Genomic DNA, 14,108 nt, shown 5'->3' with positions numbered 1-14,108 from the left:
GGACACCGCCCGCCCCTCTTCGGGGCTGACGCTCCGACAGTTCCTGGTCCGGTGGCGCAAGCGCGCCGGTCCGCGGCTCCGCGTCGGGCCTCGGCCCCCGTCCGGCTCCGGCTGCCGGGGAGCCCGCCGGGTCCGCGGCTCCGGGCCGGTCATCGGTGGTGGCACCGGCCCGGCTTTCGGCAGCGCGCCGAGCCTGCGACCAGCCCGGCCCGGCTGCTGCGGAGCGCGCCGGGTGTGGCCCGTGGTCCGGGCCGGTCATCGGCTCAGGCGATGTGCTCGTCCATCAGTTCGGCCTGGAAGCGCTCCCTGAAGGACGGCATCGCCTGCCGCAGCAGCGCCGCGCCGCCCGCGTGGTTGATGCCGTGGACATCGGAGAGGTGTATGTCGAGCTGCTCCACCTTGGGGTAGTCGCCCAGCTCGTGCGCGAGGGAGGCGAAGACCGGGTAGGCGGACTCGATGAACTCCTCCTCCTGCTCCTTGCGCTCCCGGCGCAGCGCCCGCTTCGAGTCCCGGGCGGACCGCTCGGGGGCGGGGGGCTCCGGGGTCCGCGTCACCGGCTCCGGCACCTCGGGCAGCTCGGGGGCGTCCGGGACGCCGACCGCCCCGGGGACGTCCGACGCGTCCGGGACGCCCGGCAGCGCCTCGGTCCCGTGGCCCTCGTAGCCGGGGTCGTAGCCGCCCTCGTACGCCTTCTGCCGGGGCGGCCCGGCGAACCAGGGGCTGCCGCCCGGCCCCTCGGGCGCCGGGCCCTGCTGCGCGTGCTGCGCCCGGGGCCGGTCCTCGTCCGGGTACGGCGGCTCGTCGTACGGGTCCGGGTGCTCCTCGTGGGGCGGCTCCGGCCACTCCTCCTCCGGCCACCCCTCCTCCGGCCACCCCTCCTCCGGCCAGTGCTCCTCGGGCCACAGCTCCTCGGGCTCCGGCTCGGGCCGCCGCCCCTGCCGCTGCTCCCGGTCCCGGGCCTGCGGGGGCTGCTTCTGGAGCCGAGTCCGTGCGGGCGGCAGCTCCGGCCGGTCGGACCCCGCCGCCGCCACGGCCGGCCGGGTGTCCTGCTCCCCCCGGGGCGACCCGCCCGAGAGCTCCGGTACGTCCGCCCGCTCCGCCGTGACGGCGGCCGGTTCCGGAACGGCAGCGGCAGCGGCGACGGCCGGAGCCGGGGCGGGCGGCAGCAGCACCGGGTCGACCCCCGCCGCCGCGAGCCCCGCCGGAGCCGTCTGCGCGAGCGGCACACCGAACTTGGCGAGCCGCAGCGGCATCAGCGCCTCCACCGGGGCCTTGCGCCGCCAGGCCCGCCCGTACCGCCCCTGGAGCCGCGCCCGGTAGACCAGCCGGTCCTGCTCCAGCTTGATGACCTGTTCGTAACTGCGCAGCTCCCACAGCTTCATCCGGCGCCAGAGCTTGAACGTGGGGATCGGCGACAGCAGCCAGCGGGTGAGCCGCACCCCCTCCATGTGCTTGTCGGCGGTGATGTCGGCGATCCGGCCGATCGCGTGCCGGGCCGCCTCCACGGTGACCACGAACAGCACCGGGATCACCGCGTGCATGCCCACGCCCAGCGGGTCGGGCCAGGAGGCGGCACCGTTGAACGCGATCGTCGCCACCGTCAGCAGCCAGGCGGTCTGACGGAGCATCGGGAAGGGGATGCGCATCCAGGTCAGCAGCAGGTCCAGCGCGAGCAGCACACAGATGCCCGCGTCGATGCCGATCGGGAAGACCAGCGCGAAGTCGCCGAACCCCTTGCGCTCGGCCAGTTCACGGACCGCCGCATAGGACCCCGCGAAGCCGATGCCCGCGATGACCACCGCACCGGCTATGACGACGCTGATGAGTATGCGGTGGGTGCGTGTCAGCTGCATCGCGGCCATACGCGACCCCCTCCCCTTTTGAAACGCGTGCCACAGAGCGTCTCAGAGTGCTCAGAGCTGTACGCGTGTTCCACTTTCGCCAGGGGAAGGCTACTTGTTGGCGCGCGCCACCGATCCGACAGCCTCCTTGGCGGCGGCGACCGCGTCCTTGGCGAGGTCCGCGACGGAGGGGCCCTTGGCGCCCGCGTAGCCGGTGCCGTTGTACGTGAGGCTCACGACCACGTTCTCGGTCCGGCTCACGACGGTGACGTACGAGAAGTCCGCGTCGGTCTTGCGCAGTCCGTAGCTGACGGTCTGGGCCTCGTCGCCGACGCCGGACAGCGGGGCGGTCTTCAGGTCCCTGGCGCCCTCGGCGGCCCGGGCCTTGGACAGCTCCTTGGTGTAGTTCTCCTTGGCGCGCTCGGCCCCGTCGCTCCCGAGCGCGGCCTCCGACTCGTAGCGCTGGAAGGCGACATCGAGCCAGCGGTACTGCGAGCCCTTGACGCCCTTGTCGTCCAGGCCGTTCCAGGAGCAGCCCGCGCGGCTCATGCTGTCCGATGTGCGGCTGGAGGCGCCGTCCTTGTCCTTGACCGAGGGGACCAGCGCACCGACCGTCTTCCCGGAGACCGCCTGGCACGCGGCGGGCAGCTTCGCGTACTTCGCGGGCAGGATCTCCCGGCTCTTCGACGCCTCGGGGGTGGCGAGCGCGGCGCCGGAGTCCTGGGTACCGGCGGACGCGCCGGTCTGGCCGGAGCCGGGCTTCTTCGCCGAGTCGGAGCCGGAGTCCGAACCGGAGTCGGACGAGCAGCCGGAGACGACGAGCATCACCGGGACGACTGCGCAGGCGAGTACACGGGCGAGCCGCGGGGCTGTTCGGTGCATGGTTCCTTCGGTTTCGTTGGTCGTACGCGCTCCGGCCGGTCCGGCGTGACGTTTTTGCCCGCAGGCTTGCGCCCAGGGGCTGTGCGTCCGCGGGCGGGCGCCCGTGGACGCGCGTCCACACGCTGGTGCCCACGTGCTTCCGCCCGCGGGTTTGTGCCCGCGGGCTGGTAGCCGGTGGGCCCGGCCAACGACACCGTACGCGGACACGCTGCCGGGGCGAAGACGTCCGGTGCGGATCGCCCCCGGCACCCGGGGGCGGCGCACCGTGCCGTCAGCCGAACTCCCCGGCCAGGTCCTCGGCCAGCTTTCTGGCCCTGTCCTGGAGTTCCTTGCTGTCGGGGACGTCCGTCACCCGCCCCGAGTGCTCGGTGTAGACGACGGTCGCGACGACGTTCGATGTGCGGAACACCACGCTCACGGTCCGCCGCTGGGCCGTGGAGCCGCCGCCCGCCGCCGACAGGACGTCGTTGATGAACGCGGCGTCCCCGAGGTCGTCCAGCACCCGTGGCACGGGCTCCGCCGCCGCGGTGTCCCCCGGGGCGCCGGAGGCCCCCGGCGCGGAGGCGGACGAGGACGACGGCGGCGCGGAGGAACCGGAGCCGGAGGAGGGCGGCGGTCCGGAGGAGCCGGTGGCGGACGGCGACGGGGGCGCGCCCGGCGTCCCGGGGGGGAACACGGCGCTCTGCTTCCGCCCGTACACCTCCGCGGCCCGGTCCGTGTCGCTGGTCCCGGCGTCGTACGAGACCACCCGTTCGAAGTCGAGCGTGAGGGTGTGGGCGGCGCCCGTGGCGGACGCGGCCCGCCAGGCGCAGCCGACCCGGCGGTCGCTGTCGAAGGTCCCGGCCGCCTCGCCGCGCAGCTTGGCCCGCTGCTGGTCCTCGGGCAGCTCGGCGATGCCGGGCAGCAGCTCGCGGAGGGTGGCGTCGGCGACGGCGCCACAGGGTTCGAGGAGGGTGCGGTACTTCCCGGGCTGGGCGACCGTCCGGGCCCCGCTGCCCGCCTTGGCGTCGCCGGTGGCCCCCTCGTCGCTCGCGCCGGCCGTGCAGCCGGTCGCGACCGCGCCGACGACCAGGGCGATCAGCGCGGCGGCGAGCCCCGGCGCGTACGGCCTGTTCCCCGGGTGCCGCCCGGTACTGCTCCGGCCCGCTCGGCCTGCTCGGGACCGCGGCCCCTCCCGGCGGGTCGTGTACGCCCATCGCTGCACGGTCCCAGGCTCCCTTCGGGCGGAAAAGCGTTTGCCGCCCCCTGGCGGCCGATGGACACAATGTCTATCGCACGCAATGCCGTGGATGCCGGTCCGCTGAGTCTTTCGCGGCCCTTGGCACCGGTTTTGCGATTCATGGATTTTGTCGGGTTGTCGGGGGAATTGGATAGACATGTCGTATGTAGAGGTGCCGGGAGAGCAGACGCCCATCCGGATGTGGACGGATCCCGCGTCGGTCGAGCATCAGGCGATGCAGCAGCTCCGCAATGTCGCCACCCTGCCCTGGATCAAGGGTCTGGCCGTGATGCCGGACGTCCACTACGGCAAGGGCGCCACGGTCGGCTCGGTGATCGCGATGGAGGGGGCCGTCTGCCCCGCCGCGGTCGGTGTCGACATCGGCTGCGGCATGTCCGCCGTGAAGACCTCGCTGACCGCCGAGGACCTGCCCGGCGACCTCTCCCGGCTGCGCTCCCTGATCGAGCAGGCGATCCCGGTGGGCCGGGCCGGACACCCGGACCCGGTGGATGTCTCGCGGGTCTTCGGCTTCTCCGCCGTCGCGGGCTCCGGCCGCTGGGACGACTTCTGGAGCCGCTTCGACGGGGTGGCGGACGCGGTGAAGTTCCGCCGGGAGCGGGCCGCCCTCCAGATGGGCACCCTGGGCGGCGGCAACCACTTCGTCGAACTGTGCCTGGACGAGTCCGGCGCCGTCTGGCTGATGCTCCACTCCGGCTCCCGCAACATCGGCAATGTGCTCGCCGAGCACCACATGGGCGTCGCCCGCGGCCTCCCGCACAACCAGGGGATCGTCGACCGCGACCTCGCCGTCTTCGTCTCCGGCACCCCGCAGATGGACGCGTACCGCAACGACCTGTACTGGGCGCAGGAGTACGCCCAGCACAACCGCGCGATCATGATGGGCCTCTTCCAGGAGGTCGTCCGGCGCGAGTTCCGCAAGGCGAAGGTCACGTTCGAGCCGGTCATCTCCTGCCACCACAACTATGTCTCGGAGGAGCGGTACGAGGGGGTGGACCTCCTCGTCACCCGCAAGGGCGCGATCAGGGCGGGCAGCGGCGAGTACGGGATCATCCCCGGTTCCATGGGCACCGGCTCGTACATCGTGCGCGGTCTGGGCAATGAGAAGTCGTTCAACTCCGCCTCCCACGGCGCGGGCCGCCGGATGAGCCGCAACCAGGCGAAGAAGCGGTTCTCGACCGAGGACCTGGCGGCGCAGACCCGGGGTGTGGAGTGCCGCAAGGACGCCGGTGTGGTCGACGAGATCCCCGGCGCGTACAAGCCGATCGAGCAGGTGATCGACCAGCAGCGGGACCTGGTCGAGGTCGTCGCCAGGATCAAGCAGGTCATCTGCGTCAAGGGCTGACGCGTACGGACGGCGCGGGGTCCCGGACCGGTCGGCGGTCCGGGGCCCCGCGCTCCCCGGCGTCCGCGAGGTCACCCGAACGGACCGTCCGCGGGTGCCGGGGACGGGCCGGGGACATGGACTGGGACCGCTGCCCGCGACCCGCCCGGAGGTGACGATGTCCTCGTCCGCAGCCGTGACGGCCGTCCGCGGACCGCTGGTGTGGTTCCGCGACGACCCCTTCCTCCACGACCGTGACGAGTCGTTCGTCCATATCGAGGACGGCCTGCTGATCTGCGCGGACGGCCGGATCACCGCGGCCGGACCGTACTCCGCCCTGCGGGAGCGGCTGCCCGCCGGGACCGTCCCCGTCCACTACCCGGACCAGGTGATCGTGCCGGGGTTCGTCGACACCCATGTGCACTACGTCCAGACCGGGATCATCGCCGCCTTCGGCTCCCAGCTCATCGACTGGCTCAACCACTACACCTTCGTCGAGGAGCAGCGCTTCAGCGATGCCGGTTACGCCCGGCGGATCGCCTCGGGGTTCTGCGACGAACTGCTCCGCAACGGCACCACCACCGCGCTGACGTTCTGCGCCGTCTACCCCCAGTCCGTGGACGCGCTCTTCGAGGAGGCGTCCCGGCGGAACATGCGGATCGCGGCGGGCAAGGTCCTCATGGACCGCAACGCCCCGGACGCGCTGCTCGACACCGCCGAGACGGGGTACGCCGACTCCAAGGCCCTCATCGCCCGCTGGCACGGCACCGGCCGCAACCTCTACGCGATCACCCCGCGCTTCGCCCCCACCAGCACCCCCGCCCAACTGGAGGCGGCGGGCGCCCTGCGCCGGGAGCACCCCGGGGTGCTGACCCAGACCCATGTCTCCGAGAACACCGGCGAGATCTCCTGGGTGCGCTCGCTCTTCCCCGAGCGGCGCGGCTACCTCGACGTCTACGACCACTACGGGCTGCTCGGACCCCGTACCGTCCTCGCCCACGGCGTCCATCTCACCGGACGGGAACGGGACCGCTGCGCCGAGACCGGGACGGCCGTCTCGCACTGCCCCACGTCCAATCTCTTCCTCGGCAGCGGTCTGTTCCACCTGCACGACGCCAAGGACCCCCGGCGGCCCATGCTCGTGGGCCTCGGTACCGACATCGGGGCGGGCACCAGCTTCTCGCTGCTCGCGACCATGAACGAGGCGTACAAGGTCGCCGAGCTCGGCAACTACCCCCTGGACGCGGTCAAGTCCTTCTACCTCGCGACCCTGGGCGGGGCGCAGGCCATGGGGATCGCCGACCGGGTCGGCTCCCTCGAACCGGGGCACGAGGCCGACTTCGTCGTCCTGGACCCCCGGGCCACCCCGCTGCTCGCGGAGCGCGCCTCCCGGGTGGGGGACATCGAGGAGCTGCTGTTCGTCCTCGCGGTGATGGGGGACGACCGAACGGTACGGGCCACCTATGTGGCCGGTGCCCTGGCCCACGACCGCGACGCCGCGCCCGTGCCCCGGGGCGGCGCGCCCGACGGCTCCGGCTGAGGACAGGAGACCATGGCCATGGCGAACAGCGCGGCCGCCGCCCCCGGCGGCACCACGGAGTACAAGAAGCACCCCGGGGCCCGGATCCTGCACGGACCGCACCGGACCATCGGCGGTGTCGAGGCGTGGATCGTCTGGGGCCTGTGCACGATCTTCGTGGTCTGGCTCTTCTCCATCCAGACCGGGTACGCGGTCGTCTCCCCGGAGATCCAGCGGACGGCCTCCCTCACCGTGGCTCAGATCGGCCTCGCCGGGTCGATCTACACCTGGGCGTTCGCGCTCTGCCAGTTCTTCTCCGGCGCCCTGCTCGACCGCTTCGGCTCCCGGCCGCTGCTGACGATCGCGGTCGCCTTCGTCACCGCCGGAGCCTTTCTGTACGCGCAGACCAGCAGCATGGGCACGCTGATCGCGGCGCAGATCGTGCTCGCGGTCGGCTCCTCGTTCGGCTTCGTCGGCGCGGGCTACATCGGCGGCCAGTGGTTCCCCGCGGCCCGCTACGGGCTGATGTTCGGCATGGTGCAGTGCCTCGCCTCGCTCGGCTCGGCCTTCGGGCAGCCCGCGATCTCCTGGCAGCTCACCCTGGTGAGCTGGCAGCAGCTCCTCAACGGCTTCGGCGCGGCGGGCGTCGTCCTGATCGTGCTCTTCGCCCTGCTGGTACGGAACCCCTCCCCGGGCCCCGAACAGCTCGCGCGGGCGACTGCCGCCGGGCCGCGGCCCGCGCTGGTACCGAGCATCCTGCGGGACCTCGGCGCCTGCTTCCGCAACCGCAATGTGGTGCTCTCCGCCCTGCTCGCCGGGGTCTCCTTCGGCTCGATGCTGGCCATGGGCGTGCTGTGGGGGCCCCGGGTGATGGAGGCGCGCGGCGCCGAGTCCTCGCTGGCCGCCGTGTTGACCGCGATGTCCTGGCTCGGCCTCGCCATCGGCGCGCCGCTGTTCAACCTGGTCTCCGACCACTGGAACAACCGCCGTCTCCCGGCCGTGACGGGGGTGCTGCTCCAGGCGGTGGCGGTGAGCCTGCTGATCTATCTGCCGACCGAGACGAACAGTGTCTCCGTGGTGACGATGTTCTGCGTCGGCCTCTTCGCGGGCGCCCATATGCTCGGGTTCACCGTCGCCGGGGAGTCCGTGCCCGGTGCCCTGGTCGGCAGCTCCGCCGCGATCGTCAACGGGGTCTGCTTCATCGTCGGCGGACTCCTTCAGGCCATCCCCGGCAAGATCCTGCCCGCCGTCCCCGATCTGGCCGACTTCGGCCACGCCCTGCTGATGATGCCGATCCTGCTGGTGTTGGGGGCGGCGGCCGGATTCTTCATCAAGGAGACCGGCACCGCCCGCCAGGACATCTGAGCCGCCCGCCGGGCCATCTGGGCCGGGTGCCGGTGCGGCGCCCGGGCCGGGCGGGTCACGACTCCCGGTGCACCTTGGTGTTGGACGCCTGGGCACGCGGCCGGACGACCAGCAGATCCACGTTGACATGGGAGGGACGGGTGACCGCCCAGGTGACCGCGTCCGCGACGTCCTCGGCGGTCAGCGGCTCGGCCACCCCCGCGTAGACCTTCGCCGCCTTCTCGGTGTCGCCCCGGAAACGGGTGGTCGCGAACCCCTCGGTCCGCACCATCCCCGGCGCGATCTCGATCACCCGGACGGGGGTGCCGACGATCTCCAGCCGCAGGGTCTCGGCGAGGACGTGCGCGCCGTGCTTGGCGGCGACATAGCCCGCCCCGCCCTCATAGGTGGCGTGCCCCGCCGTGGAACTGATCACCACGACGGTGCCGTCGCCGCTCGCGGTGAGCGCGGGCAGCAGGGCCTGGGTGGTGTGCAGGGTGCCGATGACGTTCACCTCATACATCCGCCGCCACTCGGCGGGGTCGCCGGTCGCGACCGGGTCGGCGCCGAGCGCGCCCCCGGCGTTGGCGACGAGGACGTCGCAGCGGTCGAGCGAGGCGGCGAGGGCGTCGACGGCCGCCCGGTCCGTCACATCGAGGACGTGGACCCTGGCCCGGTGGCCCGCGGCCGTCAGCTCCCCGGCGAGTTCCCGCAGCCGCTCCTCGCGGCGGGCGGTGAGGACCACCTCGTACCCGGCGGCGGCGAGCCCGCGCGCGGTGGCGGCGCCGATACCGCCGCTGGCTCCGGTGACGACGGCGACGGGGGTGGCGGCGGTCATGTCGTGACTCCTCGCGAAGACGGTGCCTTCTCCGGTGACGGGACCGGAGGCGCTGGTCCGCATCGTAGGCGGGCGGGGGAGACGGGGGCTCAGCGCCCCCGGGGCGCGTACATGATCAGCGCCATGCCCAGCAGACAGACCAGCGCGCCCGCCACGTCCCAGCGGTCCGGGCGGTAGCCGTCCGCGACCATTCCCCAGACGAGCGAGCCCGCCACGAAGACGCCGCCGTACGCGGCCAGCACCCGGCCGAACTCGGCGTCCGGCTGGAGGGTGGCCACGAAGCCGTAGGCGCCGAGCGCGATGACCCCGGCGCCGATCCAGATCCAGCCCCGGTGCTCCCTGACGCCCTGCCAGACCAGCCAGGCACCCCCGATCTCGAACAGGGCGGCGACGAGGAAGAGGGCGGCGGAGCGGAGGACGAGCATGGGGACACCCTGCCACGGCCCCGGTCACCGACGCGCCGCGCTGATGAATCATCAGGATTATAAGCGGATAAAAGGTATCTTCCTCCCATGGCGGTGATGCACAGGACTCTGCTCGCGGCAGGCGCGACCGTGGTGATGGTGGCCGGTACCGGGGCGGTGAACGCGGGCGCGGGCATGGTCGCGCCCCAGGCGGACGTGGCCCACCACGGGCGGGCCGCACTCTCCGAGGGCCGGCTGGCGCTCTCGGTCGAGTCCGGCAGCCAGGGCCCCGCCGACCTGGAGAACGCCACCGTGCGGCTCGCGTTCTCCACCCCGCTCGCGGGCGGCCGGGAGCTGCCCTCCTCCTGTCTGTGGAGCGGCGAGACGGTGGTGCTCTGCGCCACCGGCCCGCTGCGGGCCGGTGGCGCGAGCCGCCGTACCGTGATCGAGCTGCGGACGGAGGAGAGCACGGACGAGCTGACGGTGACGGTCCGCACCCACTGGAACGGCGGCGCGGTGGACAAGCACCCCGAGAACAACGAACACGAGGTGCTGGTGCCCGCCTCCGGGGAACCGACCGTCTTCTGACCTGCCGTCACGGGCCGCGCTCCCGGGCTCCGGCGTGCCATGCCGCACGGGCTGGACCGGCCCGGGCTTCGGGCGTTTCCCGGGCCCGGGCCCGTCGCCCGGGTGAAAGGTCCCCGACGGTGGCGCGTCACATGGGCTGGACCGGCGCGGGCTTCCGGCGTTCCCCGGCCCGGCTCCGGCGATGTGGTGCCACGGCGGCCCGGTCCGGTGGCTCCGGAAAGACCCCGGCCCGTGCCCCGGGCGGCCCCCGGCGCTGGCGCGCCATGCCACACGGGCCGGGCCCGGCCTTGGCCGTGCGGCGCCGCACGACCCGGCCCCGGCGGAAGGCGCCCGGCGGTGGCGCGGCCCGCCACACGGGTCGGACCTCCGGACCCGTGGTCCTGGAAGGTCCCGGCCGCGGGGCGGCCCGCCACTCCAGGTCCCGGCCCCGGCTTCCGGCGTTCCCCGGCTCCGGCGGTGTGGGGCCGCGCGGTCCGGGCCGGTCCGTTGCGGAAGCTCCAACCTGGCTCCGACGGTGGCGCGTCACACGGGCCGGACCTGCCCGGGCTTCCGGCGTTCCCCGGCCCGGCTCCGGTGATGCGGTGCCACGAGGCCCGGTCCGGTGGCCCCGGGGCGTGGAGTCCACCGTGCCCCCGGGCCTCGGGCGAGGCGCCACGGGCCATCCGGCCCCGCTCTCCCGGTACGGGCCTTCGGCCCGGCTTTCGGCTTTCCCGGGGCCGTCGCCCGGGTGAAAGGTCCCCGGTGGCGGCGTGCCCCGCCGTTCGGGCCTACGGTTTACCGGGCCCCGGTCCGGGCCCGGCCGGCGCGCCGCGCGGTCCGGGCCCGTCGGGCCGGGGAGCCCCAGGCTCAGCGCCCGGTCTGCGCCGCCCAGGCGATATAGCCGTCCGGGCGGATCAGCAGGGCGTCCCGGCGGGCGGAGAGCCAGTGGGCCCGCACCGCGTCCGCCGGGGCCGGGGTCGTCCGGGGCGGCTCGCCCTCCGGTGCCACCAGGACGAACCTGCCGCGTCCCAGCAGCTCGTGCAGCCGCCCCTCGGCGAGCCGCAGATCGGGCGCGCGGCGGCCGGTGAGCGGATGGGAGCCCCGGGGGCGCGGATAGGCGATCCCCACCCCGGAGATCTGGCCGAGCACCGTGTCGAGGAGCGGGGGCAGGGAGCCCACCGCCTTGGCAGCCAGCAGCCGCAGCGCCCGCTCGGCCCGGTTGTGGGCCACGACCATCCGGATGAGGGTCCCGCTGGAGCGGATCACCATCCGGCCCACGGGGTGGCGCTCCGCGTGGTAGCTGTCGAGCAGTTCCTCCGGCTCGGGCGTCCGGCCCTGGACCACCGCGGCCAGCTTCCAGGAGAGATTGGCCGCGTCCTGGAGCCCCGTGTTCATCCCCTGGCCGCCCGCGGGCGAGTGCACATGGGCGGCGTCCCCCGCGAGGAAGACCCGTCCGCTGCGGTACGCGGGAACCTGCCGCTCCTCGCTCTGGAGCCGGGACATCCAGCGGGGGTCGTGCATCCCGAGGTCCGTGCCCAGCGCCCGCCGGGTCGTCTCCCGCACCTCGTCCAGGTCGAGCGGCTCGTCGACGGGTGTCTGACGGCGGGCGTCCGAGCAGATGACACGGTGCCAGCCGTCACCGAAGGGGACGACCAGCGCCACCGCGTCCGCTGCCGCGTTGGCGGCGATCGTCCGCTCGGTCCCCCCGGCGAGCCGGACATCGGCGAGGGCCATGGAGAGGACCAGGGCGCTCCCGGGGAAGGGCATCCCCAGCGCCTCGCGGACGGTGCTGCGCACCCCGTCCGCGCCGACGGCGTAGCGGGCGTGCAGGGTCCCCTCCGTTCCGTCGGCGTCCTCGGTGGTGGCGGTGACCCGGTCCGCGGACTGGGTGAGCCCGGTGAGCCGGGTGCTGTGCCGGAAGGCGACCCCGGCGGCCCGGGCCCGGGCCGCCAGCAGCCGTTCCACCTCGTACTGCGGGGTGATCAGGACAAAGGGGAACCGGGTCCGGTCCGCCAGCCGGGACAGATCCAGGGTGAGCAGTTCGAAGAAGCGCAGGGAAGAGACGGGGGAGCCGGTGGCGATCAGCTCCTCGGCGAGGCCCCGGTCCGCCAGCAGTTCCAGACTGCGGGCGTGGACGGCGAAGGCGCGGGTCAGATTGCTGATCCCGGGCGGGCGGCGCTCGATCAGCGTGGTCCGTACGCCCGCCTGGGCGAGGTCCCCGGCGAGCATCAGGCCGGTGGGGCCCGCGCCCACGACGAGGACGTCGGTGGTGTCGGCGGTGTGGTGAGGGGTGTCGGCTGCTTCGGTGGTCGCGGACGCGTCGGTCATCGCTGCCTCCTGACGGCGGTGCGGGTGATCCTTCCCTCCTGCGGGCCCCACCCTCGGCCGTGGCCGTTCACCGGGCAAACGATCACGTAATCCGGCGGGGCGCAGGGGTGCTGCCGGCCGGTCCCCATGGTCCCGCCCGCTCCCCGCCTCCGCCGGACCGGCGCGCCGCCGCTCACCCCCGGACCGCCGCGCGGCCCGGCCCGGCGTGCCATTCAAACCGCCGGGCCGCTCAGACCGCCGCGCCGCCGAACTCGTCCATCGCCGCCGAGACGATCGCCTCCAGCCGGGCGTGGTGGGCACCCCGCCAGTACACCCGTTCACAGCCGGAGCACTGGGCGAACACGTCGTACGTCCGCTGCGTGCCCTGCTCCAGCCGCTCCTGCACCGCGTCCTTGTCGGCGTCCCGCAGCGGTCCGTTGCACGCGGTGCAGCGGGTCCACGGCGCGAGCACGGGGGCGAACCGCTCCAGGACATCCCTGAGCTGCTCGTCCGGTTTGTCGCTGTAGATGTACGCGCCCGCCCACAGCTCCCGGCGGCGCAGCAGCCCCCGGTCCCGGGAGAGCAGCACCCGCCGCTCCCGCGCGGAGAGCGCCGCCAGCGCGGGGTCGCCGATGTCCTCGTTCTCGTACGCGGCGTCCACGCCCAGCAGCCGCAGCCGCCGGGCGAGCGTGCCGAGGTGGACGTCGAGGAGGAAGCGCAGCGGGGCGCCGGGCACCCGCTGGGGCCGTTCGACCCCGTGCACGGCGACATGTTCCCCGGCGCGCGGGATGTGGGAGACCTCCACCGGGCCTCCGTCGACGAGCAGCCGCCCCGCCTCGGTGAGCGGGACCCCCAGCGACTCGATGACATGGCCGAGCGTCGAGACCCCGTCGGTGGTGAGGGCGGAGCGCCCCGACCGGTGTGCCGAGGGGACGAAAAGGTGCAGCTCGGGGGCGATGCTGAGGGTGATGTCCGGTCCGTTCACGCCGTCAGCATGGCACCGGGGCGCACGGAAATCACCCGGGTTCCGCCGGGGCCGCCGCCGGGGTGCCGGGCCGCCCGCCCGCGCGGGCCCGCCGCCGGGCCCCGGGGCCGTCCGCGCGGGGACGGCCCCGGCGTCCGGCCCGCCCCCTGCTCAGGGCCAGACCAGGCAGTACGGCTGGTGCCCGGCGTCATGCAGCCGGTGGCTGAAGTCCTGCCACTCGTGCAGGAGCTGGTAGACGTCGAACGCGTTCCGCGGCCCGCCCCGGTCCGGCACCGTCGACCAGATGAACGCGGCGGCGCCGACGGACTCCTCGCCGATGCCCCGCAGCGGGTCGACCGCGGTCAGGGGCAGCTTCACCACCGCGTAGTCGGGGTGGAGCACCACCAGCTCCAGCGGCGGCACCTTGTGCAGGGGCAGGCCCTGGATGCCGGTGAGCACCATCGCCGCTATGGTCTCCGGCTTGATCTTGGTGAAGAGCCCGCCCATGCCCAGCTCGTCACCGCCCAGTTCCTCCGGGCGCATCGAGATCGGGACCCGTGCGGCTGTCGCCCCATTGGGAGCCCCGAAGTACTTGTACGTCACCCCCATGCGGGCGTTCCTGCCTCCCATGGCCCGCGCGTCCGCTTCCGCCTCGCTTCGCCGGTGCCTGCCCCGCCGGGTCGGCTCAGGACCCAGGTCGTCGGTCCCCTCGCCCGGTCCGCCACCGCGATACATATCTCCACCCGACCACTCGCGACCCCCGCCGCGCAACCCGATCATCGTGTCAGTGACCTCCCCCGCCGACGCCTGGTGAAACACCTGTCCGCAAGGAACACCGGGGCCTCTGACACCATGGATTCCGTGAGCCTTCCCTGTGTCGC

General features: G+C 73.7%; 12 protein-coding genes. 4 read left to right on the top strand and 8 right to left on the bottom strand.

Features of this window, described 5'->3' with window-relative positions; translation table 11 throughout:
• Positions 1-263: 263 nt before the first annotated feature.
• From CRV15_RS10860 to CRV15_RS10850, 3 genes are all read right to left on the bottom strand, one after another.
• Positions 264-1,862 carry a DUF2637 domain-containing protein gene (locus tag CRV15_RS10860; protein WP_003961454.1) on the bottom strand — a complete coding sequence of 533 codons (1,599 nt, stop codon included), beginning with the start codon at positions 1,860-1,862 and terminating at the stop codon, positions 264-266.
• 90 nt (positions 1,863-1,952) lie between these two features.
• Positions 1,953-2,723: a hypothetical protein gene (locus CRV15_RS10855; RefSeq protein WP_003961455.1), complete on the bottom strand. Its 771-nt coding sequence runs from the start codon at positions 2,721-2,723 to the stop codon at positions 1,953-1,955.
• Positions 2,724-2,994: 271 nt separating this feature from the next.
• Positions 2,995-3,927: a hypothetical protein gene (locus CRV15_RS10850; protein ID WP_003961456.1), complete on the bottom strand. Its 933-nt coding sequence runs from the start codon at positions 3,925-3,927 to the stop codon at positions 2,995-2,997.
• 172 nt (positions 3,928-4,099) lie between these two features.
• Here CRV15_RS10850 and CRV15_RS10845 point away from each other — a divergent pair, with 172 nt between their 5' ends.
• The 3 genes from CRV15_RS10845 to CRV15_RS10835 all read left to right on the top strand — a co-directional run bounded on the left by CRV15_RS10845 (position 4,100) and on the right by CRV15_RS10835 (position 8,168).
• Entirely contained in the window at positions 4,100-5,305 is a 1,206-nt protein-coding gene (locus CRV15_RS10845) for an RtcB family protein (protein ID WP_003959045.1), read from the top strand.
• A gap of 157 nt (positions 5,306-5,462) precedes the next feature.
• Positions 5,463-6,824 (top strand): guanine deaminase, encoded by a 1,362-nt coding sequence (guaD, locus tag CRV15_RS10840; protein WP_003961457.1) that lies wholly within the window; start codon positions 5,463-5,465, stop codon positions 6,822-6,824.
• Between the two features lie 18 nt (positions 6,825-6,842).
• Entirely contained in the window at positions 6,843-8,168 is a 1,326-nt protein-coding gene (locus CRV15_RS10835) for an MFS transporter (protein WP_009997271.1), read from the top strand.
• Positions 8,169-8,223: 55 nt separating this feature from the next.
• Here CRV15_RS10835 and CRV15_RS10830 read toward each other — a convergent pair whose 3' ends face one another.
• Positions 8,224-8,985 (bottom strand): SDR family NAD(P)-dependent oxidoreductase, encoded by a 762-nt coding sequence (locus CRV15_RS10830; protein ID WP_003959040.1) that lies wholly within the window; start codon positions 8,983-8,985, stop codon positions 8,224-8,226.
• An 89-nt stretch (positions 8,986-9,074) separates the two neighbouring features.
• Complete coding sequence (locus CRV15_RS10825; RefSeq protein ID WP_003959039.1) at positions 9,075-9,410, bottom strand: YnfA family protein; 336 nt, start codon at positions 9,408-9,410, stop codon at positions 9,075-9,077.
• Between the two features lie 87 nt (positions 9,411-9,497).
• Between CRV15_RS10825 and CRV15_RS10820 the strand changes: the two genes are divergently transcribed.
• A complete protein-coding gene (locus tag CRV15_RS10820; protein ID WP_003959038.1) occupies positions 9,498-9,977 on the top strand; it encodes a hypothetical protein in 480 nt (159 codons plus the stop codon).
• Positions 9,978-10,823: 846 nt separating this feature from the next.
• On the opposite strand, the gene CRV15_RS10815 is transcribed toward CRV15_RS10820, so the two are convergent.
• The 3 genes from CRV15_RS10815 to CRV15_RS10805 all read right to left on the bottom strand — a co-directional run bounded on the left by CRV15_RS10815 (position 10,824) and on the right by CRV15_RS10805 (position 13,962).
• Entirely contained in the window at positions 10,824-12,284 is a 1,461-nt protein-coding gene (locus CRV15_RS10815) for an FAD-dependent monooxygenase (RefSeq protein WP_003961460.1), read from the bottom strand.
• 229 nt (positions 12,285-12,513) lie between these two features.
• The gene (locus tag CRV15_RS10810) at positions 12,514-13,248 is read right to left on the bottom strand and encodes a Mut7-C RNAse domain-containing protein (RefSeq protein WP_003961461.1); all 735 of its coding nucleotides are present in this window, start codon (positions 13,246-13,248) and stop codon (positions 12,514-12,516) included.
• A 150-nt stretch (positions 13,249-13,398) separates the two neighbouring features.
• Complete coding sequence (locus CRV15_RS10805; protein WP_003961462.1) at positions 13,399-13,962, bottom strand: hypothetical protein; 564 nt, start codon at positions 13,960-13,962, stop codon at positions 13,399-13,401.
• Positions 13,963-14,108 lie beyond the last annotated feature (146 nt).

Origin of the sequence: Streptomyces clavuligerus, assembly GCF_005519465.1 — a bacterium.
Lineage (GTDB): Bacteria > Actinomycetota > Actinomycetes > Streptomycetales > Streptomycetaceae > Streptomyces > Streptomyces clavuligerus.
The sequence above is the reverse complement of the archived record's forward strand: the minus strand, read 5'-3'. Positions and strand labels throughout refer to the sequence as shown.